At 65.1% G+C, this 15,511-nt stretch carries 15 protein-coding genes; 5 read left to right on the top strand and 10 right to left on the bottom strand.

Annotated elements, in window-relative coordinates; translation table 11 throughout:
* Positions 1 to 81: 81 nt before the first annotated feature.
* The gene (locus tag P1K30_RS01925) at positions 82 to 1,458 is read left to right on the top strand and encodes a TRAP transporter large permease (protein ID WP_275631554.1); all 1,377 of its coding nucleotides are present in this window, start codon (positions 82 to 84) and stop codon (positions 1,456 to 1,458) included.
* Between the two features lie 21 nt (positions 1,459 to 1,479).
* On the opposite strand, the gene P1K30_RS01920 is transcribed toward P1K30_RS01925, so the two are convergent.
* Positions 1,480 to 1,974, bottom strand: coding sequence for a hypothetical protein (locus tag P1K30_RS01920; protein WP_275630979.1), 495 nt, complete (start codon positions 1,972 to 1,974; stop codon positions 1,480 to 1,482).
* Complete coding sequence (locus P1K30_RS01915) at positions 1,974 to 2,903, bottom strand: GNAT family N-acetyltransferase (RefSeq protein WP_275630978.1); 930 nt, start codon at positions 2,901 to 2,903, stop codon at positions 1,974 to 1,976. Before P1K30_RS01915 ends, P1K30_RS01920 begins: the two co-directional genes overlap by 1 nt.
* 129 nt (positions 2,904 to 3,032) lie before the next feature.
* On the opposite strand from P1K30_RS01915, the gene P1K30_RS01910 reads away from it, so the two are divergent.
* Complete coding sequence (locus P1K30_RS01910; RefSeq protein WP_275630977.1) at positions 3,033 to 3,173, top strand: hypothetical protein; 141 nt, start codon at positions 3,033 to 3,035, stop codon at positions 3,171 to 3,173.
* 3 nt (positions 3,174 to 3,176) lie between these two features.
* On the opposite strand, the gene P1K30_RS01905 is transcribed toward P1K30_RS01910, so the two are convergent.
* From P1K30_RS01905 to P1K30_RS01875, 7 genes are all read right to left on the bottom strand, one after another.
* Complete coding sequence (locus tag P1K30_RS01905; protein ID WP_275630976.1) at positions 3,177 to 3,947, bottom strand: glutaredoxin; 771 nt, start codon at positions 3,945 to 3,947, stop codon at positions 3,177 to 3,179.
* A 10-nt stretch (positions 3,948 to 3,957) separates the two neighbouring features.
* On the bottom strand, positions 3,958 to 4,434 hold the full coding sequence (locus P1K30_RS01900; protein ID WP_275630975.1) for a DUF305 domain-containing protein: 477 nt from the start codon (positions 4,432 to 4,434) through the stop codon (positions 3,958 to 3,960).
* Positions 4,435 to 4,547: 113 nt separating this feature from the next.
* Complete coding sequence (locus P1K30_RS01895) at positions 4,548 to 5,639, bottom strand: ABC transporter ATP-binding protein (protein ID WP_275630974.1); 1,092 nt, start codon at positions 5,637 to 5,639, stop codon at positions 4,548 to 4,550.
* Positions 5,640 to 5,653: 14 nt separating this feature from the next.
* The gene (locus tag P1K30_RS01890; RefSeq protein ID WP_275630973.1) at positions 5,654 to 7,312 is read right to left on the bottom strand and encodes an alpha-amylase family glycosyl hydrolase; all 1,659 of its coding nucleotides are present in this window, start codon (positions 7,310 to 7,312) and stop codon (positions 5,654 to 5,656) included.
* 11 nt (positions 7,313 to 7,323) lie between these two features.
* Positions 7,324 to 8,655 carry a carbohydrate ABC transporter permease gene (locus P1K30_RS01885; RefSeq protein WP_275630972.1) on the bottom strand — a complete coding sequence of 444 codons (1,332 nt, stop codon included), beginning with the start codon at positions 8,653 to 8,655 and terminating at the stop codon, positions 7,324 to 7,326.
* A gap of 21 nt (positions 8,656 to 8,676) precedes the next feature.
* Positions 8,677 to 9,678, bottom strand: a complete 1,002-nt coding sequence (locus tag P1K30_RS01880; protein WP_275630971.1) for a carbohydrate ABC transporter permease — start codon at positions 9,676 to 9,678, stop codon at positions 8,677 to 8,679.
* 80 nt (positions 9,679 to 9,758) lie between these two features.
* Entirely contained in the window at positions 9,759 to 11,024 is a 1,266-nt protein-coding gene (locus tag P1K30_RS01875) for an ABC transporter substrate-binding protein (protein ID WP_275630970.1), read from the bottom strand.
* A 282-nt stretch (positions 11,025 to 11,306) separates the two neighbouring features.
* Between P1K30_RS01875 and P1K30_RS01870 the strand changes: the two genes are divergently transcribed.
* The 3 genes from P1K30_RS01870 to P1K30_RS01860 are packed head-to-tail and all read left to right on the top strand — an operon-like array spanning position 11,307 to position 14,696.
* Positions 11,307 to 12,350 carry a LacI family DNA-binding transcriptional regulator gene (locus tag P1K30_RS01870; protein ID WP_275630969.1) on the top strand — a complete coding sequence of 348 codons (1,044 nt, stop codon included), beginning with the start codon at positions 11,307 to 11,309 and terminating at the stop codon, positions 12,348 to 12,350.
* A gap of 35 nt (positions 12,351 to 12,385) precedes the next feature.
* Positions 12,386 to 13,711, top strand: coding sequence for a GH1 family beta-glucosidase (locus tag P1K30_RS01865; protein ID WP_275630968.1), 1,326 nt, complete (start codon positions 12,386 to 12,388; stop codon positions 13,709 to 13,711).
* 4 nt (positions 13,712 to 13,715) lie between these two features.
* Positions 13,716 to 14,696: a glucokinase gene (locus P1K30_RS01860; RefSeq protein WP_275630967.1), complete on the top strand. Its 981-nt coding sequence runs from the start codon at positions 13,716 to 13,718 to the stop codon at positions 14,694 to 14,696.
* A gap of 32 nt (positions 14,697 to 14,728) precedes the next feature.
* On the opposite strand, the gene P1K30_RS01855 is transcribed toward P1K30_RS01860, so the two are convergent.
* Positions 14,729 to 15,478, bottom strand: coding sequence for a sulfite exporter TauE/SafE family protein (locus P1K30_RS01855; RefSeq protein ID WP_275630966.1), 750 nt, complete (start codon positions 15,476 to 15,478; stop codon positions 14,729 to 14,731).
* Positions 15,479 to 15,511 lie beyond the last annotated feature (33 nt).

Here is a 15,511-nt window from a genome sequence, read left to right as displayed (position 1 = left end):
ACCGACTCGCGAACTGACCCCACAACAGGCGACGAGGCCCGCATGGACGCGCTGATCGACATGAAGGCGCTGCTGGCGGACATGGATGTGTTCCGCATGTCGCTTTGGCTGTCCGCCGCGCTGGTGGTGCTGGTTATGATCGGCGTGCGGGTGGCTTTCGCCACGGCCTTCATCGGCTTCCTTGGGCTGTGCCTGTTCTTCATGTCGAAACAGGGGTTCGACAAGGGGCTGATCACCGCGATGAAACTCGCGGGCCAGATCCCGCATTCCAAGTCGACGACCTATTCGCTGTCGCTGATCCCGACGTTCATCCTGATCGGCTATCTCGCCTATTACGCCGGTCTGACCCGGTACCTGTTCGAAGCGGCACGGCGCTGGGTCGGCTGGCTGCCCGGCGGGCTGGGCGTGGCCACGGTCTTTGCCACGGCGGGCTTCGCGGCGGTCAGCGGCGCGTCGGTCGCGACCTCGGCGGTGTTCGCGCGCATCGCGATCCCCGAGATGCTGAAATATGGCTATGACAAACGGTTCGCCGCCGGTGTCGTGGCGGCGGGGGGCACGCTGGCCTCGCTGATACCGCCCTCGGCGATCCTTGTGATCTACGCCATCATCGTCGAACAGTCGGTGGGCAAGCTGCTGCTGGCCGGGTTCCTGCCCGGCGCGGTGTCGGCGCTGATCTATGCCGCGCTGATCGTGGGTCAGGCGCGGGTCTGGCCCTCGCTGGGCCCGCCCGTCCGCGGGTTCACTTGGCGCGAACGGTTCGCGTCCCTGCCCGGCACCACGCCGATCCTGCTGGTGATCGCGATCATCGTCTATTCGATCTATTTCGGCTGGGCGACCCCGACCGAAGCCGGGGCCTTGGGCGCCTTCGTGGTGCTGGTGATGGCGCTGTGGAAGGGCATGCGCTGGGGCCAGCTGCGCGGCGCGCTGATGGAAGCGGCCAAGCTGACGGTGATGATCTTCACGATGATCTGGGGCGTGCTGATCTACGTCCGCTTCCTTGGCTTCGCCAAGCTGCCCGAGTCCTTCGCGGACTGGATCGGCGGGTTGGACCAGCCTGCCTATCTGACGCTGTTGCTGATCCTGCTGGCCTATGTCGTGCTGGGCATGTTCATGGACGCCATCGGGATGCTGATCCTGACGCTGCCCGTGACCTTCCCTGCCGTGCTGGCCCTGAACGGCGCGGTCGGCGATGCGCCCGGCGCGCTGGGCATGACGTCCGAGGAATGCGGCATCTGGTTCGGCATCATCGTGGTGAAGATGGCCGAGTTATGCCTGATCACGCCGCCCATCGGCTTGAACTGCTTCGTGGTCGCGGGCGTGGCGCAGGACAACAAGCTGCCGATCTCGGTGCAGGACGTGTTTCGCGGCGCCTCGCCGTTCTTTATCGCGGACGTGGTGACGGTGGCAGTGCTGATCGCCTTCCCCGGCATCGTGTTGTGGCTGCCGAACCTGCTGTAACGCCGGTTCGGCGCCCGTTGCCTAGCCGCCCGTGCAGGGGGACAGTTCCAGCCGGATCACGGCCTTCTGCTGCCAGTCGGTGACCAGCCCCGACACGTTGACCCGCAGCACGCCGTCCTCGACCGTCAGGCGCTTGCCGCCGATGGGCAGCGTCGTCGCGTCGTGGTCCAGACGCGCGCCAGTCAGCATCGGGCAGCCCTTGCCGAAGTCGATGACATAGCCGTTGAACCGCGACGTGTAGAAGTCCTGCGGCCCCGTTTCCGAGAAATCGAGCGTCAGCCGGTCGCCGTCCACGTCCACCATCAGGGGGATCAGGTCGAACCCGGCCTTGCGGCCCAGCGTGCCGACATCCAGTTCCACGCCAGGCCCCACGGGGGCAGTCAGAACGCCAGTTTCGAACAGCGGCTCTGCGGGGTCGTCCCAGGTTTCGATATGAAAGTTCAGCGTGCGGCCATCCAGACCTTCGGCGAATAGCGGTGCCGGCAGAAACGCCAGCAGAAACAGAAACATGCGCATCAATGATCGTCCGTTACGGAAAAGGGTGCGGCCAGCATTGCGGCGGTTTCGTTCACCGCGCAAGGTCTTTCGCGCCGCCACGGCGGAACCAAAGCGGTCGGCCCCAGCCACCGCGCCTGCGCGCCCGTGCCCAGCTTGAACCGCGCCAGCCCCGGCGCGGTCACGGTGTCCAGCGCCCCCAGATCCAAGCGCCGTCGCGTGTTGCGCGCAAAGTACCGCATCGCCCGCCACAGCAGCAGGTGATGCGCCGACAGCGCCCTGCCCTGCGGCCCATTCCAGCCAAGGTGATAGGTGGCCCCCGGCGCATGGTCCAGAAACAGCATCGCCGCCACCGGGTCGCCCTTCAGGCGCGCGGTGAACAGGTACGGCGGCGGCCCCTTGCAGGCGGTCCATGCGGCAAGAAAGGCGGGCGGCAGGCGGCGATACCCGCGCGCCCGCGCCTGTGCGCCGTCCAACGCCAGAAGCCAGTCCATGTCCGCGCCAGACGCCGCCGTCACGGTCACTTTCAGGCCGCTCGCCTCGGCCCGGACAAGACGGTTGCGCCATTTCTGGTGCAGGCGCGCGCGCATCGTCGCGGGTTCCGGCGCAAGCGCGACTTCGGCCATGCAGACCGGCGTGACCAGCGGCAGAACGCCGGGCACCCGATCCTCTGACATGCTCAGCAGCAGACGCGGCCCCGGTTGGGGCAGCGCCCGCCGCAGGGCGTGAAGCGCGGCGCGGGCGTCGCCCGGACGATCATGCCAGACCGGCCCCCGCGACAGCCAGCCCAGCCGCAGCGGACCGGCCCGCCGCACAAGGACCTGCGCCAGCCCCAGAAACCGGCCGCCGTCCCAAATCTCGGCCCGGTGGACGGCACCGCCCATCGCCTGCACCGCCGCGCCATAGCGCCACGCCTGCTGCATCGCGCAGGCGGTGTCCGGCAGGGCCATACCCCACGCGCGTTCTGTCAGGCTGTCCCAGCGAATATGCACGCCGGCGATCTTGGGCCGGGATCGGCTAACAGCGCGTTAAGGCCAACCGTTAACCCCGTGGCAAGACCTTTGCGGCAAGCTGAGCGCATGAAACGCCAATCGCGATCCGTGATGGGACATCACATTCCCCCGCCCCGCCCGACCGTCTGGTCCGCGCTTCTGGTCGCGACGGCCTGCTCTGCCGTGTTTCTGCTGGGGCTGTCGCTGTACAACCTGCTGGGCGCCTGACGGCTACCAGCCCATCCACAGGCGCAGCGGCATCCAGATGCCCATCGCGATCATCATCAGGTTCTCGGTCAACGACACGAAGCCAAGCGGCACGTTGGAATTGCCGCCGACGCAGGCGCACTTCAGCTCTCGCTTGTCGATGTAGACCGCCTTGAACACCGACACCGCGCCCACCGTCCCGATGAACAGCGCAACCGGAGCAGACAGCCACGTCAGCAGACCGCCGACCATCAAAATGCCCGCCAGCGCCTCGCCATAGGGGTAGACATAGCCGTAAGGCACCCAGCGCCGCGCCAGCAGGTCATAGTTCAGGAACATGGTCGAAAACTGTTCGACGTCCTGAAGCTTCTGCACGGCAAGGAAACACATCGAGATGGCGACGAACCATTCGATCGTGCGCGGGGTCAGCGGCGTGCCGAACGTGGCCACCGCCAGCGCCACCGCCATCAGGAAAGCGACCGAAAAGATCGCGATCACCGGGCGATAGCTGGTCTCCTGCGCGGGATCTTCCTTGCCGAACGCCACGCGCAAGTCGTCATAGCCGCCGATCCGCTCGTCGCCGATCCATGTCTGCGGCGTTGTCTTGACGCCGTGCCGCTCCATGAAGGCGTCGGTCTCTTCGCGGGTGGTCAGGTGGTGGTCTTCGACCTCGTACCCCTCGCGCTCAAGCAGATCCTTCGACTTCAGGCCGAAGGGGCACAGGTGATCGGGCATGACCATGCGGTACAGGACCGCCTTTCCGCCCGTCTCTTCCGGTTTCGTTACATCAAGCATCACGCTCTCCTTACTGCACTGCGGCCGTCTGGGACGACGCGCCGGTCAGGTCGGCGATAAGGGCTTTCATCTCGTCGATCTCGCGCACCTGCGCGTCGATGATCTCTTGCGCCAAGTCCTGCACGCGCGGGTCGGACAACTCGGCGTTCCCGCTGGTGAGAATGGCGATCGAGTGGTGCGGGATCATGGCGCGCATCCACGCGACATCGCCCACCGTGTCCTGACTGCGCATCAGGTACAGCAGCCCGCCGAAGGCGACGGCGCAGCCGAGGATGATGGCGATGTTGGCGCTGCGGTTGCTGTACATGCCCGGCATCCACAGCAGCATGACGACAGTCATGACCGCGCCCATCATCAGCGACACGAAGGCCCGCGACTCGCTTAGATAGGCATGATCGACGATCTCGGCGCTTTGCAGGTAGGTGATGCCGTACATCAGCACGACAGAGGTGGCTACCATGAGCGCCAGGCGAAGGTAATTCGACATCCGGCTTCTCCGTTTCTGGCCGCCGGTGCGGCGGCGTTCACGGAAAAGCTATTGCGGAACGCGGGCGGATCAACATTCCACCCGCAGGAACCCCGGCGCTTATATGGGCCTATCTACCTGTAAAGAAGCGACTTTCCGTCCATGAAAACGTGAACCTTCGAAGGGTCCGCCGTCAGGCGCAGGTTGCGGCCGCGCTGGTCCGCGTGGATGCCGGGCAGCTTCGCCACCAACGGATCCTGCTCGCGTTCGGCCACGAAGTACAAAAGCGTCACCTCGCCAAGCGCCTCGACGATGTCGACATTTCCGTCGACCGCGTACTGGTCGCCCTCGGCGATCGTCAGGTCCTCGGGCCGGATGCCGACGTTGACGGTCTTGCCCATGTCGGCGTCGGTGGTCGGGATGTTCGACACCGCGGTGCCCTCGCCGTCCAGCTTGATCGTGGTCTGCGCCCCGGTCCCGGTGATCGTGCCCGGAAGCAGGTTCATCGAGGGCGACCCGATGAACTGCGCCACGAACTCGTTCTCGGGCTTCTCGTACAGCTCAAGCGGCGTGCCCACCTGACTGATGCCCTTGTTCGCCAGCACCACGATGCGGGTCGCAAGGGTCATCGCCTCGACCTGATCGTGGGTCACGTAGATCATGGTCGAGTCCGGCATCGACTCTTTCAGCTGCGCGATCTCGATCCGGGTCGCCACGCGCAGCGCGGCGTCGAGGTTCGACAGCGGTTCGTCGAACAGATAGACCTTCGGGTCGCGTACGATGGCACGGCCGATGGCGACACGCTGGCGCTGGCCGCCGGACAGCGCCTTTGGCAGGCGGTCAAGGTAGGGCTCAAGCTGTAGGATCTTCGCGGCGCGGGCCACCGCCGCCTCGATCTCTTCCTTCGACTTCTTCGCGATCTTCAAAGAGAAGGACATGTTGTCCCGCACCGTCATGTGCGGGTACAGCGCGTAGGACTGGAACACCATCGCGATGCCGCGCTGGGCCGGGGGCACGTCGTTGACCATCAGGCCGTCGATTTCCAGCGTGCCCGCGCTGATCTTTTCCAGCCCCGCGATCATCCGCAGCAGCGTGGACTTGCCGCAGCCCGAAGGCCCGACGAACACGATAAGTTCGCCGGTCTCGATCTCGAGGTTGATGTCCTTCAGAACCTCGACGGAGCCGCCGTAGGTCTTGCCGACATCTTTCAGCTTGAGGTCCGCCATAGTCCTGTTTCCTCCTAGCCGTTCAAGACGCCGAAATACGCCCCGTGGGGGGCAAGCGTCACGGTCTGTCCTTGTTCTGTCGTATCGAATGGCGCGTCCGCCGCGCGGGTCCAGTCGCCGTCCGGCAGCTCGACCGAGGTCTCTTCGCCGCCGAAGTTGAACGCGCAGACCAGCGTCTCGCCGTCATGCGCGCGGGTGATCACCAGCGTCTCGGGCGTGGCCGAATGCACGGTCAGCGTGCCCTTGGCAAAGGCCGGGTGCTTTGCGCGGAACGCGATCATCGCGCGGTAGAACCCAAGCGTCGAGTCCGCGTCGTCGTCCTGCACCGAAACGGCGCGGTTGACGTGTTCCATCGCGACGGGAAGCCACGGCTTGCCCTCGGTGAAGCCGCCGTTGTGGTTGTCGCGGTTCCACACCATCGGTGTGCGGCAGCCGTCGCGTCCCTTGAACTTGGGCCAAAACCGGATGCCGTAGGGGTCCTGAAGGTCTTCGAAGGCGACGTAAGCCTCGGGCAGGCCCAGTTCCTCGCCCTGATACAGGCAGACCGAGCCGCGCAGGCTGAGCAGCAGCGCCGCGGCCAGCCGCAGCCCCGCCTCGTCCATGTGCCAGCGCGACGGGTGGCGCACCACGTCGTGGTTCGAGAAGGCCCAGCAGGCCCAGCCGTCGCCGATGCCGTCCTCGTAGTCGTTCAGCACCTGCGCGACATGGGTGCCCGACAGCGGCTGGTTGGCGAGGAAGTCGAAGCCATAGGTCATGTGGACCTTGTCGCCATCCGACGTATAGGCGGCCTGAATTTCCATGCCGCGCTGGGCCTCGCCCACCTCGCCCACGGCGGTCGAGCCGGGGAATTCGTCCAGCACCGCCCGGAAGCGTTTCAGGAACTCGAGGTTCTCGGGCTGGTTCTTCGAATACAGGTGGTTCTGCCAGTTATAGGGGTTCACCGCCGGCGCGGTCTTGTCGTTGCGCTCCTCGGGCAAAAGCGCCGGGTTGTCGCGCAGCTGCTTGTCGTGGAAGTAGAAGTTGATCGTGTCCAGCCGGAAGCCGTCGACCCCGCGTTCCAGCCAGAACCGGGTGATGTCCAGCAGTTCGTCCTGCACGTCCATGTTGTGCAGGTTCAGGTCGGGCTGCGAGGTCAGGAAGTTGTGCAGATAGTACTGCATCCGCTCGCCGTCCCATTCCCACGCCGAGCCGCCGAAGATCGACAGCCAGTTGTTGGGCGGCGACCCGTCCGGCTTTGCGTCGGCCCAAACGTACCAGTCGGATTTGGCGTTGTCGGCCGAGGCGCGGCTTTCCTTGAACCACGGGTGATCTTCCGACGAGTGCGAGATCACGAGGTCGATCAGCACCTTCAGCCCCAGTTCGTGGGCACGTTCGATCAGCGCGTCGAAATCGCCCAGCGTGCCGAACATCGGATCGACGTCGCGGTAGTCGGACACGTCATAGCCGAAGTCCAGCATCGGCGATTTCATGAACGGCGAGATCCAGACCGCGTCCACGCCCAACGAGGCGATGTGCGGCAGGCGGTGGATGATGCCGGCAAGGTCGCCGACGCCGTCACCGTTCGAGTCCTGATAGCTGCGCGGATAGATCTGATAGATCACCGCACCGCGCCACCAGTCGGGATCGGTGGCCGAGTTGTCGGGTTCCGGGATTTGGGGGTCGAGAAGATTCACGGTCTTTAGCCTTACTTGACGGACCCGGCCAGAAGGCCGCGGACCAGGTATTTCTGCATCATGAAGAAGACGACAAGCGGCACCGCGATGGACACGAAGGCCGCCGTTGCAAGGATTTCCCAGTTGCCGCCGCGGGTGCCCAGAAGCTCGACGATCTGGTTGGTCATCACGCTGGTCGAGCCGGTGGCGTCGATCAGGAAGACCTTGGCGACCAGCAGGTCGTTCCACGTCCACAGGAACTGGAAGATCGCGAAGCTGGCCAGCGCCGGGAAGGACAGCGGCAGGATGATACGGGTGAAGATCTGAAAGTCGGTGGCGCCGTCGACCTTGGCGTTCTCAATGATGTCGCGCGGCAGGCCGACCATGTAGTTGCGCAGCAGATACGTCGCCAATGGCAAGCCGAAGGCCGTGTGCGCCAGCCAGACGCCCAGATAGCCCTTGCCGATGCCGATTTGCAGGTGAAGCTTCAGAAGCGGGATCAGCGCCAGTTGCAGCGGCACGACCAGCAGGCCCACCACGATCGCGATCAGCAGCGCGCGGCCGGGGAAATCCATCCACGCCAGCGCATAGGCCGCGAAAGCGGCGATGCAGATCGGGATAATCGTCGCCGGGATCGTCACCGTCAGCGTGCTGAAAAACGCGCGGCCCATGTTGTCGGTGGTCTGGGCACCGGCGGCGCGGCCCTCGGACAGGCCGAAGGTCATCGCCAGCGCGATGAACAACGCGAACCCGCCCAGCATCGGCAGATAAGTGACGAACCCGCGCTCGTGGCTGCGGAAGATGAACTTCAGCGCCAGCCCGAACAGCAGTGCGGCGATGCCGTAGATCACGATGTTCTTGGCGACGTCCTTGCCCAGCACCGTGTCATAGTTGTTCAGCGTGAACTCGGGCGGCACCATCGCGGTGACGAACACCCGCTGGCCGCGCCCCGAGGGTTCCTCGGCGCTGACAAGGCGATAATCGCCGTTCTCGGCCACCATCAGCGTACCGCCGCGGCGAAGCTCTCCGGTATCGCCGGGGCCGTAGGCGTTGACGTCACGGGCCGAGGTGCCCCACGCGCCGATGGTCAGGGGATCGCTGCCGTCGACCTCGAACAGGTTGCCTTCCAGCACGTAGTTATCGCCGTCGCGGGTCGCGTCGTCGGCGCCGCCGGTGCGCAGGACGACGCTTTGCTCGGCGGGGAACATCGCCTTCCACCAGCCGCTGGTTGCGATCTGGTCGGTGGTGCGGAAGGACGACACGAACAGCCCCACGGTCGGGAACAGCCAGATCGCGACCATCAGGGCGACCGAGATATGGACGGCCCATGTCAGGCCGCTTTTCTTGCCCGCGATGTTATCCATGATGTGCCTCCCCGACGCTCATCAGCGCATTTCCTTGCGCGCGTTGCGCACGTTCCAGACAAGGATGGGCAGCACCAGCACCATGATGACGATGGCACTGGCCGACCCGACGCCCCAGTCGTTGGCGCGGAACAGCTTGTCATACATGTAGTTGGCCAGAACCTGCGTTTCCCACTGGCCGTTGGTCATCGCGAAGACGATGTCGAAGATCTTCAGCACGACCAGCGTGATCGTGGTCCAGACCACCACGATGGTGCCCATGATCTGCGGCACCTTGATGCGGAAGAAGATCTGGAACGGGTTGGCCCCGTCGATGATCGCCGCCTCGATGGTTTCCTCGGGGATGCCGCGGATCGCGGCCGACAGGATCACCATTGCGAACCCGGTCTGAATCCACACAAGGACGATCATCAGGAAGAAGTTGTTCCAGAACGGGATCGTCAGCCACTGCTGTGGGGCATCGCCGCCAAGCGCAAGGTAGACCGCGTTCAGAACGCCGATCTGTTCCTGATCGATGGGGCGCGCGTCATAAACCAGCCGCCAGATCACTGCCGCCCCGACAAAGCTGATCGCCATCGGCATGAACACCAGCGACTTCGCAAGGCTGCCCCACGCGATGCGGTCGGTCAGCTGCGCGGCCAGCAGGCCGAAGGCCGTCGACAGCGCAGGCACCACCAGAAGCCAAAGGAAGTTGTTGCGCACCGCCTCCCAGAACTTGGATTCGCGGAACATCTGTTCGTAATTCGCCAGCCCCACGAAAGCGCCGCCCATGTCTCGGTCGGTGACCGACAGGCGCAGCGTCTCGAACACCGGGTACACAAGGTACAGGCCAAGCGCGAAGATGGCGGGGAACAGGAACAGCCAAGGACGGACCATGTTGGCGCGGTTGATGTTACGGCCGATGTTCGGCCCCCGCGCCGGGAAGATCACTTTGTCGAGGATCAGGTTCGAGAAGTAGAAATACCCGACGCACCCGCCGACGCCGATGATGATGGTCAGAAGACCCTGCAACGCTGGATGCATCGCATCCCCTCCCGGTGGTCCGTTCTGGCTGGCAAGCCCGGGCCGGCATGGCCCGGGCAAGTTCGTGTGTTGTCAGGCGCTTACTTCAGCGCGTCCCAGCTTTCCTGGATCTCGGCTGCGACTTCCGCGGCATCCGCGCCACCGGCAAAGTCGACCATGCCGGTCCAGAAGCTGCCCGCGCCCACGCCGCCGGGCATCAAGTCCGATGCGTCGAAGCGGAAGGTGGTGGCGTCCAGCAGGATTTCGTTCATCCGGCGCTGGTTGTCGTTGGCGAACGCTTCGGGGTCGACACCGGTGTGCGGCGTCAGGAAGCCCGACAGGCCCATCCAGATCTCATGCGCTTCCGGCGTCTGCAGGAAGGCGATCAGGTCATGCGCGGCCTGGTTCTCGTTGGTGATCGTCCACATGGTGCCGGCGCCCAGCACCGGGGTGCCAAGGTCCTTTTCCTCGTAGGCGGGGAAGTAGAAGAAATCGACGTCGGTGCCGACCTCGGTGCCTTCGGGGAAGAACGCCGGGATGAACGACGCCTGACGGTGCATCATGCACTGCGCCGGGATGTCGAACAGGCCCTTGGGCGAGTCGCGGAAGTCCGACGAGGCAACGGCGTTCATGCCGCCAGCGACCATGTCGTCCTGAATGAAGGCGCCGAATTCCTCGATCGCGGCGACGACTTCGGGCGCGTCGAACGGGATCTCGTTGGCGACCCACTGGTCATAGACTTCGGGCGCCTGGGTGCGCAGCATCAGGTCCTCGACCCAGTCGGTCGCGGGCCAGCCGGTCGCACCGCCGGACCCAAGCCCGATGCACCACGGGGTTTCGCCGTCTTCGATCATCGTTTCGGACAGCGCCTTGAGCTCTTCCATCGTCTCCGGCACGTCATAGCCGAAGTCTTCGAAGTTCTCGGGGATGTACCAGACCAGCGATTTCACATCGACTTTGTAGAAGAAGCCGTAAAGGTTCTCGTCCCCCTCGGGGCCTTCGAACGTGGCAAGGTCGACCCACGATTGGCCAGCGGCGTAGTTCTCCTGCAGCCAGCCCTCGACGCCCTCGTCCAGCGGCGTCAGGAAGCCACGGCCCGCCATGTCGGCGGCAAGGCCCGGCTGCGGGAAGATCGCGATGTTCGGGGCAGAGCCGGCTTCGGCATCCACGACGATCTGTTGTTCGAAGCTGTCCGAGCCGACGTAGCTGACGTCGTGGCCCGACTGCTCTGCAAAGGCGCCAAGCACCTGTTCGACCATTTCCTGGTCCGGGCCAAGCCACGGGCCAAACACGGTCAACTGCTCGGCATGCGCCATGCCAGCCGACAGTGCGACCGCAGCGGCGCCGGAATAAAGTACATGTTTCATATTGGGTATCCCTCCCGGTTCGACGCGCAAGGCGCCTGTCCAATGAACGAAGCGCCGGCTTTCACCAAAGCGCTTTGGGCGACAAAAGGCTCTTTGATTGGGAAATAAGTGTCAACCGCGATTCGTCAAACAGGTAAAATGTATCATCTTTTTCTGCACCTGCATTGACGCAGCGCAGAATGGTTAGCCTTTGACGTCCAAGGAATCCGGGACTACCTTCCAAATCGAACTCAAAGCGCTTTGGCGCCGTCCGAGACAGTTTGCGCGAACGATCCGAAGGCCATGAACCTCAAGCAACTCTCTGAAACCCTTGGACTTTCGCAGACGACCGTCAGCCGTGCGCTGAACGGGTATCCGGAAGTTGCAGAGGCCACGAGACGCAAGGTACTGGAAGCAGCCCAAGCCCACAACTACCGCCCCAACGCCCGCGCCAAAAGTCTTGCGACGGGCCGGTCGATGGCGATCGGGCACGTTATCCCGGTGTCGGCGCGGCACGAGATGGTGAACCCGATCTTCGCGGATTTCGTCGCCGGCGCCGGCGAGGCGTACTTGCAGCACGGCTTCGACATGGTGCTGTCGCTGGTGCCCGACGATGGCGAGGAAGCCGCCTATCGCGAGCTTGCGGCGAAACGGTCGGTGGACGGCATCATCGTGCACGGCCCCCGCATCGACGACGAACGCATCGCGATGCTGCGCAACATCGGCCTGCCCTTCGTGGTCCACGGGCGCATGTCGCGCCACGCGGACGATTACGACTGGGTCGACGTGAACAACCTGCGCGCCTTCTACCGCGCGACCGAATTTCTGCTGGACCTTGGCCACCGCCGCATCGCGCTGATCAACGGGCTGGTGTCGATGGACTTCGCCTCGCGCCGGCTGGACGGCTACACGCAGGCGCTGGCCACGCGCGGCATCGCCGCCGACCCCGCTTTGGTTCGGTCGGACGAGATGACGGAATCCTACGGGTTCCGCTCTGCGAACGAGATGCTGGACCTGCCGGACCCGCCCACCGCCTATCTGTGTTCGTCGATCATCGCCGCTCTTGGCGTGCGCCGCGCGGTCGAGGCGCGCGGCCTGACGATGGCCCGCGACGTGTCGATCATCACCCACGACGACGACCTTAGCTATCTGTCGAACCGCGGCGAGGTGCCGATCTTTACCGCCACCCGGTCTTCGGTGCGCGACGCGGGGCGGCTTTGTGCCGAGCGCGTCATTTCCTTGGTGCAGAACCCTGTTCAGCCTGCCCGGCAGGTCCTACTTGAAGCCGACCTGACCGTGGGCCAGTCCACCGGACCGGCCCCGGCCAGCCCCGCCCGAGACACCTGACCGACTGCGGTCCGGACACGAACCACGAGGACTTTATGAGACATACCCGCGCCGACTTCCCCAAGGATTTCATCTTCGGGGCCGCCACCTCTTCCTACCAGATCGAGGGTCACGGACAGGGCGGCGCAGGCCGCACCCAGTGGGACGACTTCGCCGCGACGCCCGGCAACGTGGTGCGCGCCGAGAACGGCGCCCGCGCCTGCGACCACTATAACCGTTTCGAAGAAGACCTTGATCTTGCGGCAGGAATGGGTCTGGACGCCTACCGCTTTTCGACGTCTTGGGCGCGGGTCCTGCCCGAAGGCACCGGCACGCCGAACCCCGAGGGTCTGGATTTCTACGACCGTCTCGTCGATGCGATGCTGGCCCGCGGGCTGAAGCCATTCCCGACGCTATACCACTGGGAACTGCCGTCGCCGCTGCTGGACAAGGGCGGCTGGCGCAACCGCGACATCGCCGAATGGTTCGGCGAGTTCACCGAGGTGATCATGGGCCGCATCGGCGACCGGGTGCACGCCGCCGCGCCGATCAACGAACCGTGGTGCGTGGCGTGGCTAAGCCACTTCATGGGCGCGCACGCCCCCGGCGCCCGGGACATCCGCGCCGCGACCCGTGCGATGCACCACGTCCTGCTGGGACACGGCCGTGCGATCGAGGTGATGCGCGGGCTGGGCATGAAGAACCTTGGCGCCATCACGAACCACGAGTACGTGCTGCCCGCCGACGAAAGCGACGAATCCGCCGCCGCGGCGCGGATGTACGACGGCATCTACAATCGCTGGTTCCTGAGCGGAATCTATTCGGGCACCTACCCGCCGGATGTGCTGGACATGCTGGAAGCGCACATGCCGAGCGGCTGGGAAGAAGACATGAAGTCCATCTCGCAACCCGTTGATTGGGCTGGTATCAACTACTACACGCGCAAACTGGTCTCGGCCGGTTCAACCGGTCTGCCAGGCGATCTGCACGAAGGCGTCGGCGACCTGCCGCAGACCACCATGGGATGGGAAATCTACCCCGAGGGCCTTCACGGGATGCTGACCCGCGTCGGTCAGGCCTACGCCCGCAACATCCCGATCTACGTGACCGAGAACGGCATGTCGGCGTCCGACACGATTTCCGGCGGCGAGGTGAACGACCAGCACCGGATCGACTATCTCAACGTCCATATGGACGCCGTGAAACAGGCGATTGCCGACGGCATTGACGTGCGCGGCTATTTCATCTGGTCGCTGCTGGACAACTACGAATGGGCGCTTGGCTATGAAAAGCGGTTCGGGCTGGTGCATGTCGATTTCGACACTCTGGAACGCACGCCGAAACAGTCCTATCACGCGCTGAAGACCGCGCTGAAGAGGTAGCCCGATGGCCCGCACCCCCGACCGTTACTCGCTTGTCGCCGACATCGGCGGCACCAACACCCGGGTGGCGCTTGCCGAGCGCCGCCGGGTCGTGCCCGAGACCGTGCGCCGCTATCGCAACGCGGATCACCCCGGGCTGGATTCGGTCCTGCGAGAGTTTCTCGACGCCGAGGGCGGCGTCGATTGCACCGGCGCCTGCGTCGCGGTCGCCGGTCCGGTGCGGGACGGTGTGGGCGAGCTGACGAACCTGGACTGGCGGATCGACGCGGCCAGCGTGGCGAAGGCTGCCAAGGCCGAAACCGTGTCGATCCTGAACGACCTTCAGGCGCAGGGCTTCGCGTTGGAACACCTGTCCGACGACAGCCTGCGCCCGATCATCCCGATGCCCGACGCGGCACCGGACGCGACCCGGCTGGTGGTCGGCGCGGGGACCGGGTTCAACTCGGCCACCGCGTATCACACGCGGCGGGGCCGCATCGTACCCCCGGCCGAATCCGGCCACGCCAACATGCCGATCCGCAACGAGGCCGACCTGCGGCTGGCCAAGTTCGTCGAGACCGCGCACGGATTCCCGGGGATCGAGGACGTGCTGGCGGGGCGCGGGCTGGAACGCATTTACGCGTGGGTCGGGCACGAGGCGGGCGAGATCGTCGAAAAGCGCGCGGCCGACATCATGGCGGGGCTTGCCGACGGCAGCGATCCCCGCGCCGAAGACACCGCGCGGGTCTATGTGCGCCTGTTCGGATCGGTGGTGGGCAACCTTGCGCTGAACCAGCTTCCGTTCGGCGGCATCTACCTGATCGGCGGCGTCGCCACCGCCTTCGCCCCCTATTTCGAGCGGTTCGGCTTTACCGAGGCCTTCCGCGACAAGGGTCGCTTCGCGGGCTTCATGGGCAACTTCGGGGTGTCGGTGGTCGAGGATGACTATGCCGCGCTCACCGGCTGCGCCAGCCATCTGGAAGAGGTGATGTCGCACGGCGCCTGAGCCGTGCGATAACACCGGCTTGGACCGGCGCCTTAGGCCAGCGCCTTCCAGATCATGCGCAGCGCGACCAGCGTCAGCAGCACCATGATGATCCGGTCGAACAGCTTCGGCGGCAGGAAGCGTGCGATGTAATTCCCGACCGGCATGAACGCCAGCAGCGGCACGATGGCGGCGATGCCGTACGCTGTCCGCTGCCAGTCCATAAGCCCGTAAGCCCACAGGACCGGGATCTGCACTACGGACATCAGCGCGAAGAACACCGAGATCGTGGCAAGGAAAGCCAACCGGTCCAGCCGCATCGCGCTTAGAAAGCTGATCGACACCGGCGCCGACACCCCGGTCGCGCCCTGCAGGTTGCCCGCAAGGAACCCCGCCGGCCACACAAGCTTCAGCGCCGCCGGATAGGACAGGCCCCAGTCGGGCCGCGCCAGCCGGAACAGGATGAAGAACAGCACCATCACGGCCACCACCAGCAGCAGCACGTCCGACGGCACCACCGCAAGGATCACGCTGCCGGTGCCCGCGCCGATCGCACCGGACAGGGCCAGCCCCAGCGTGAAGCGTCGCGGCAGCATCTGCGCGCGGTGCTGCCAGCCCTGCCACAGGTTGCTGACGAGATTGGGAATCACCATCACCACAACCGCAAGCTGTACATCGAAGAACAGCGCCATGACCGGCACGGCCACCACCGGAGCCCCTGCCCCGATCGCGCCCTTCAGCAGCCCGCCAAGCGCCAGAGCCACGAAAATAAGCGCGAATTCGCCCAGCAGCTCGGCGCTCATGCGCTGGGCCTGTTAGCGTCGGACATGTAGGGG

Source organism: Psychromarinibacter halotolerans (assembly GCF_029168315.1).
Taxonomy (GTDB): domain Bacteria; phylum Pseudomonadota; class Alphaproteobacteria; order Rhodobacterales; family Rhodobacteraceae; genus Psychromarinibacter; species Psychromarinibacter halotolerans.
This window is presented reverse-complemented; position numbering and strand designations above follow the sequence as displayed.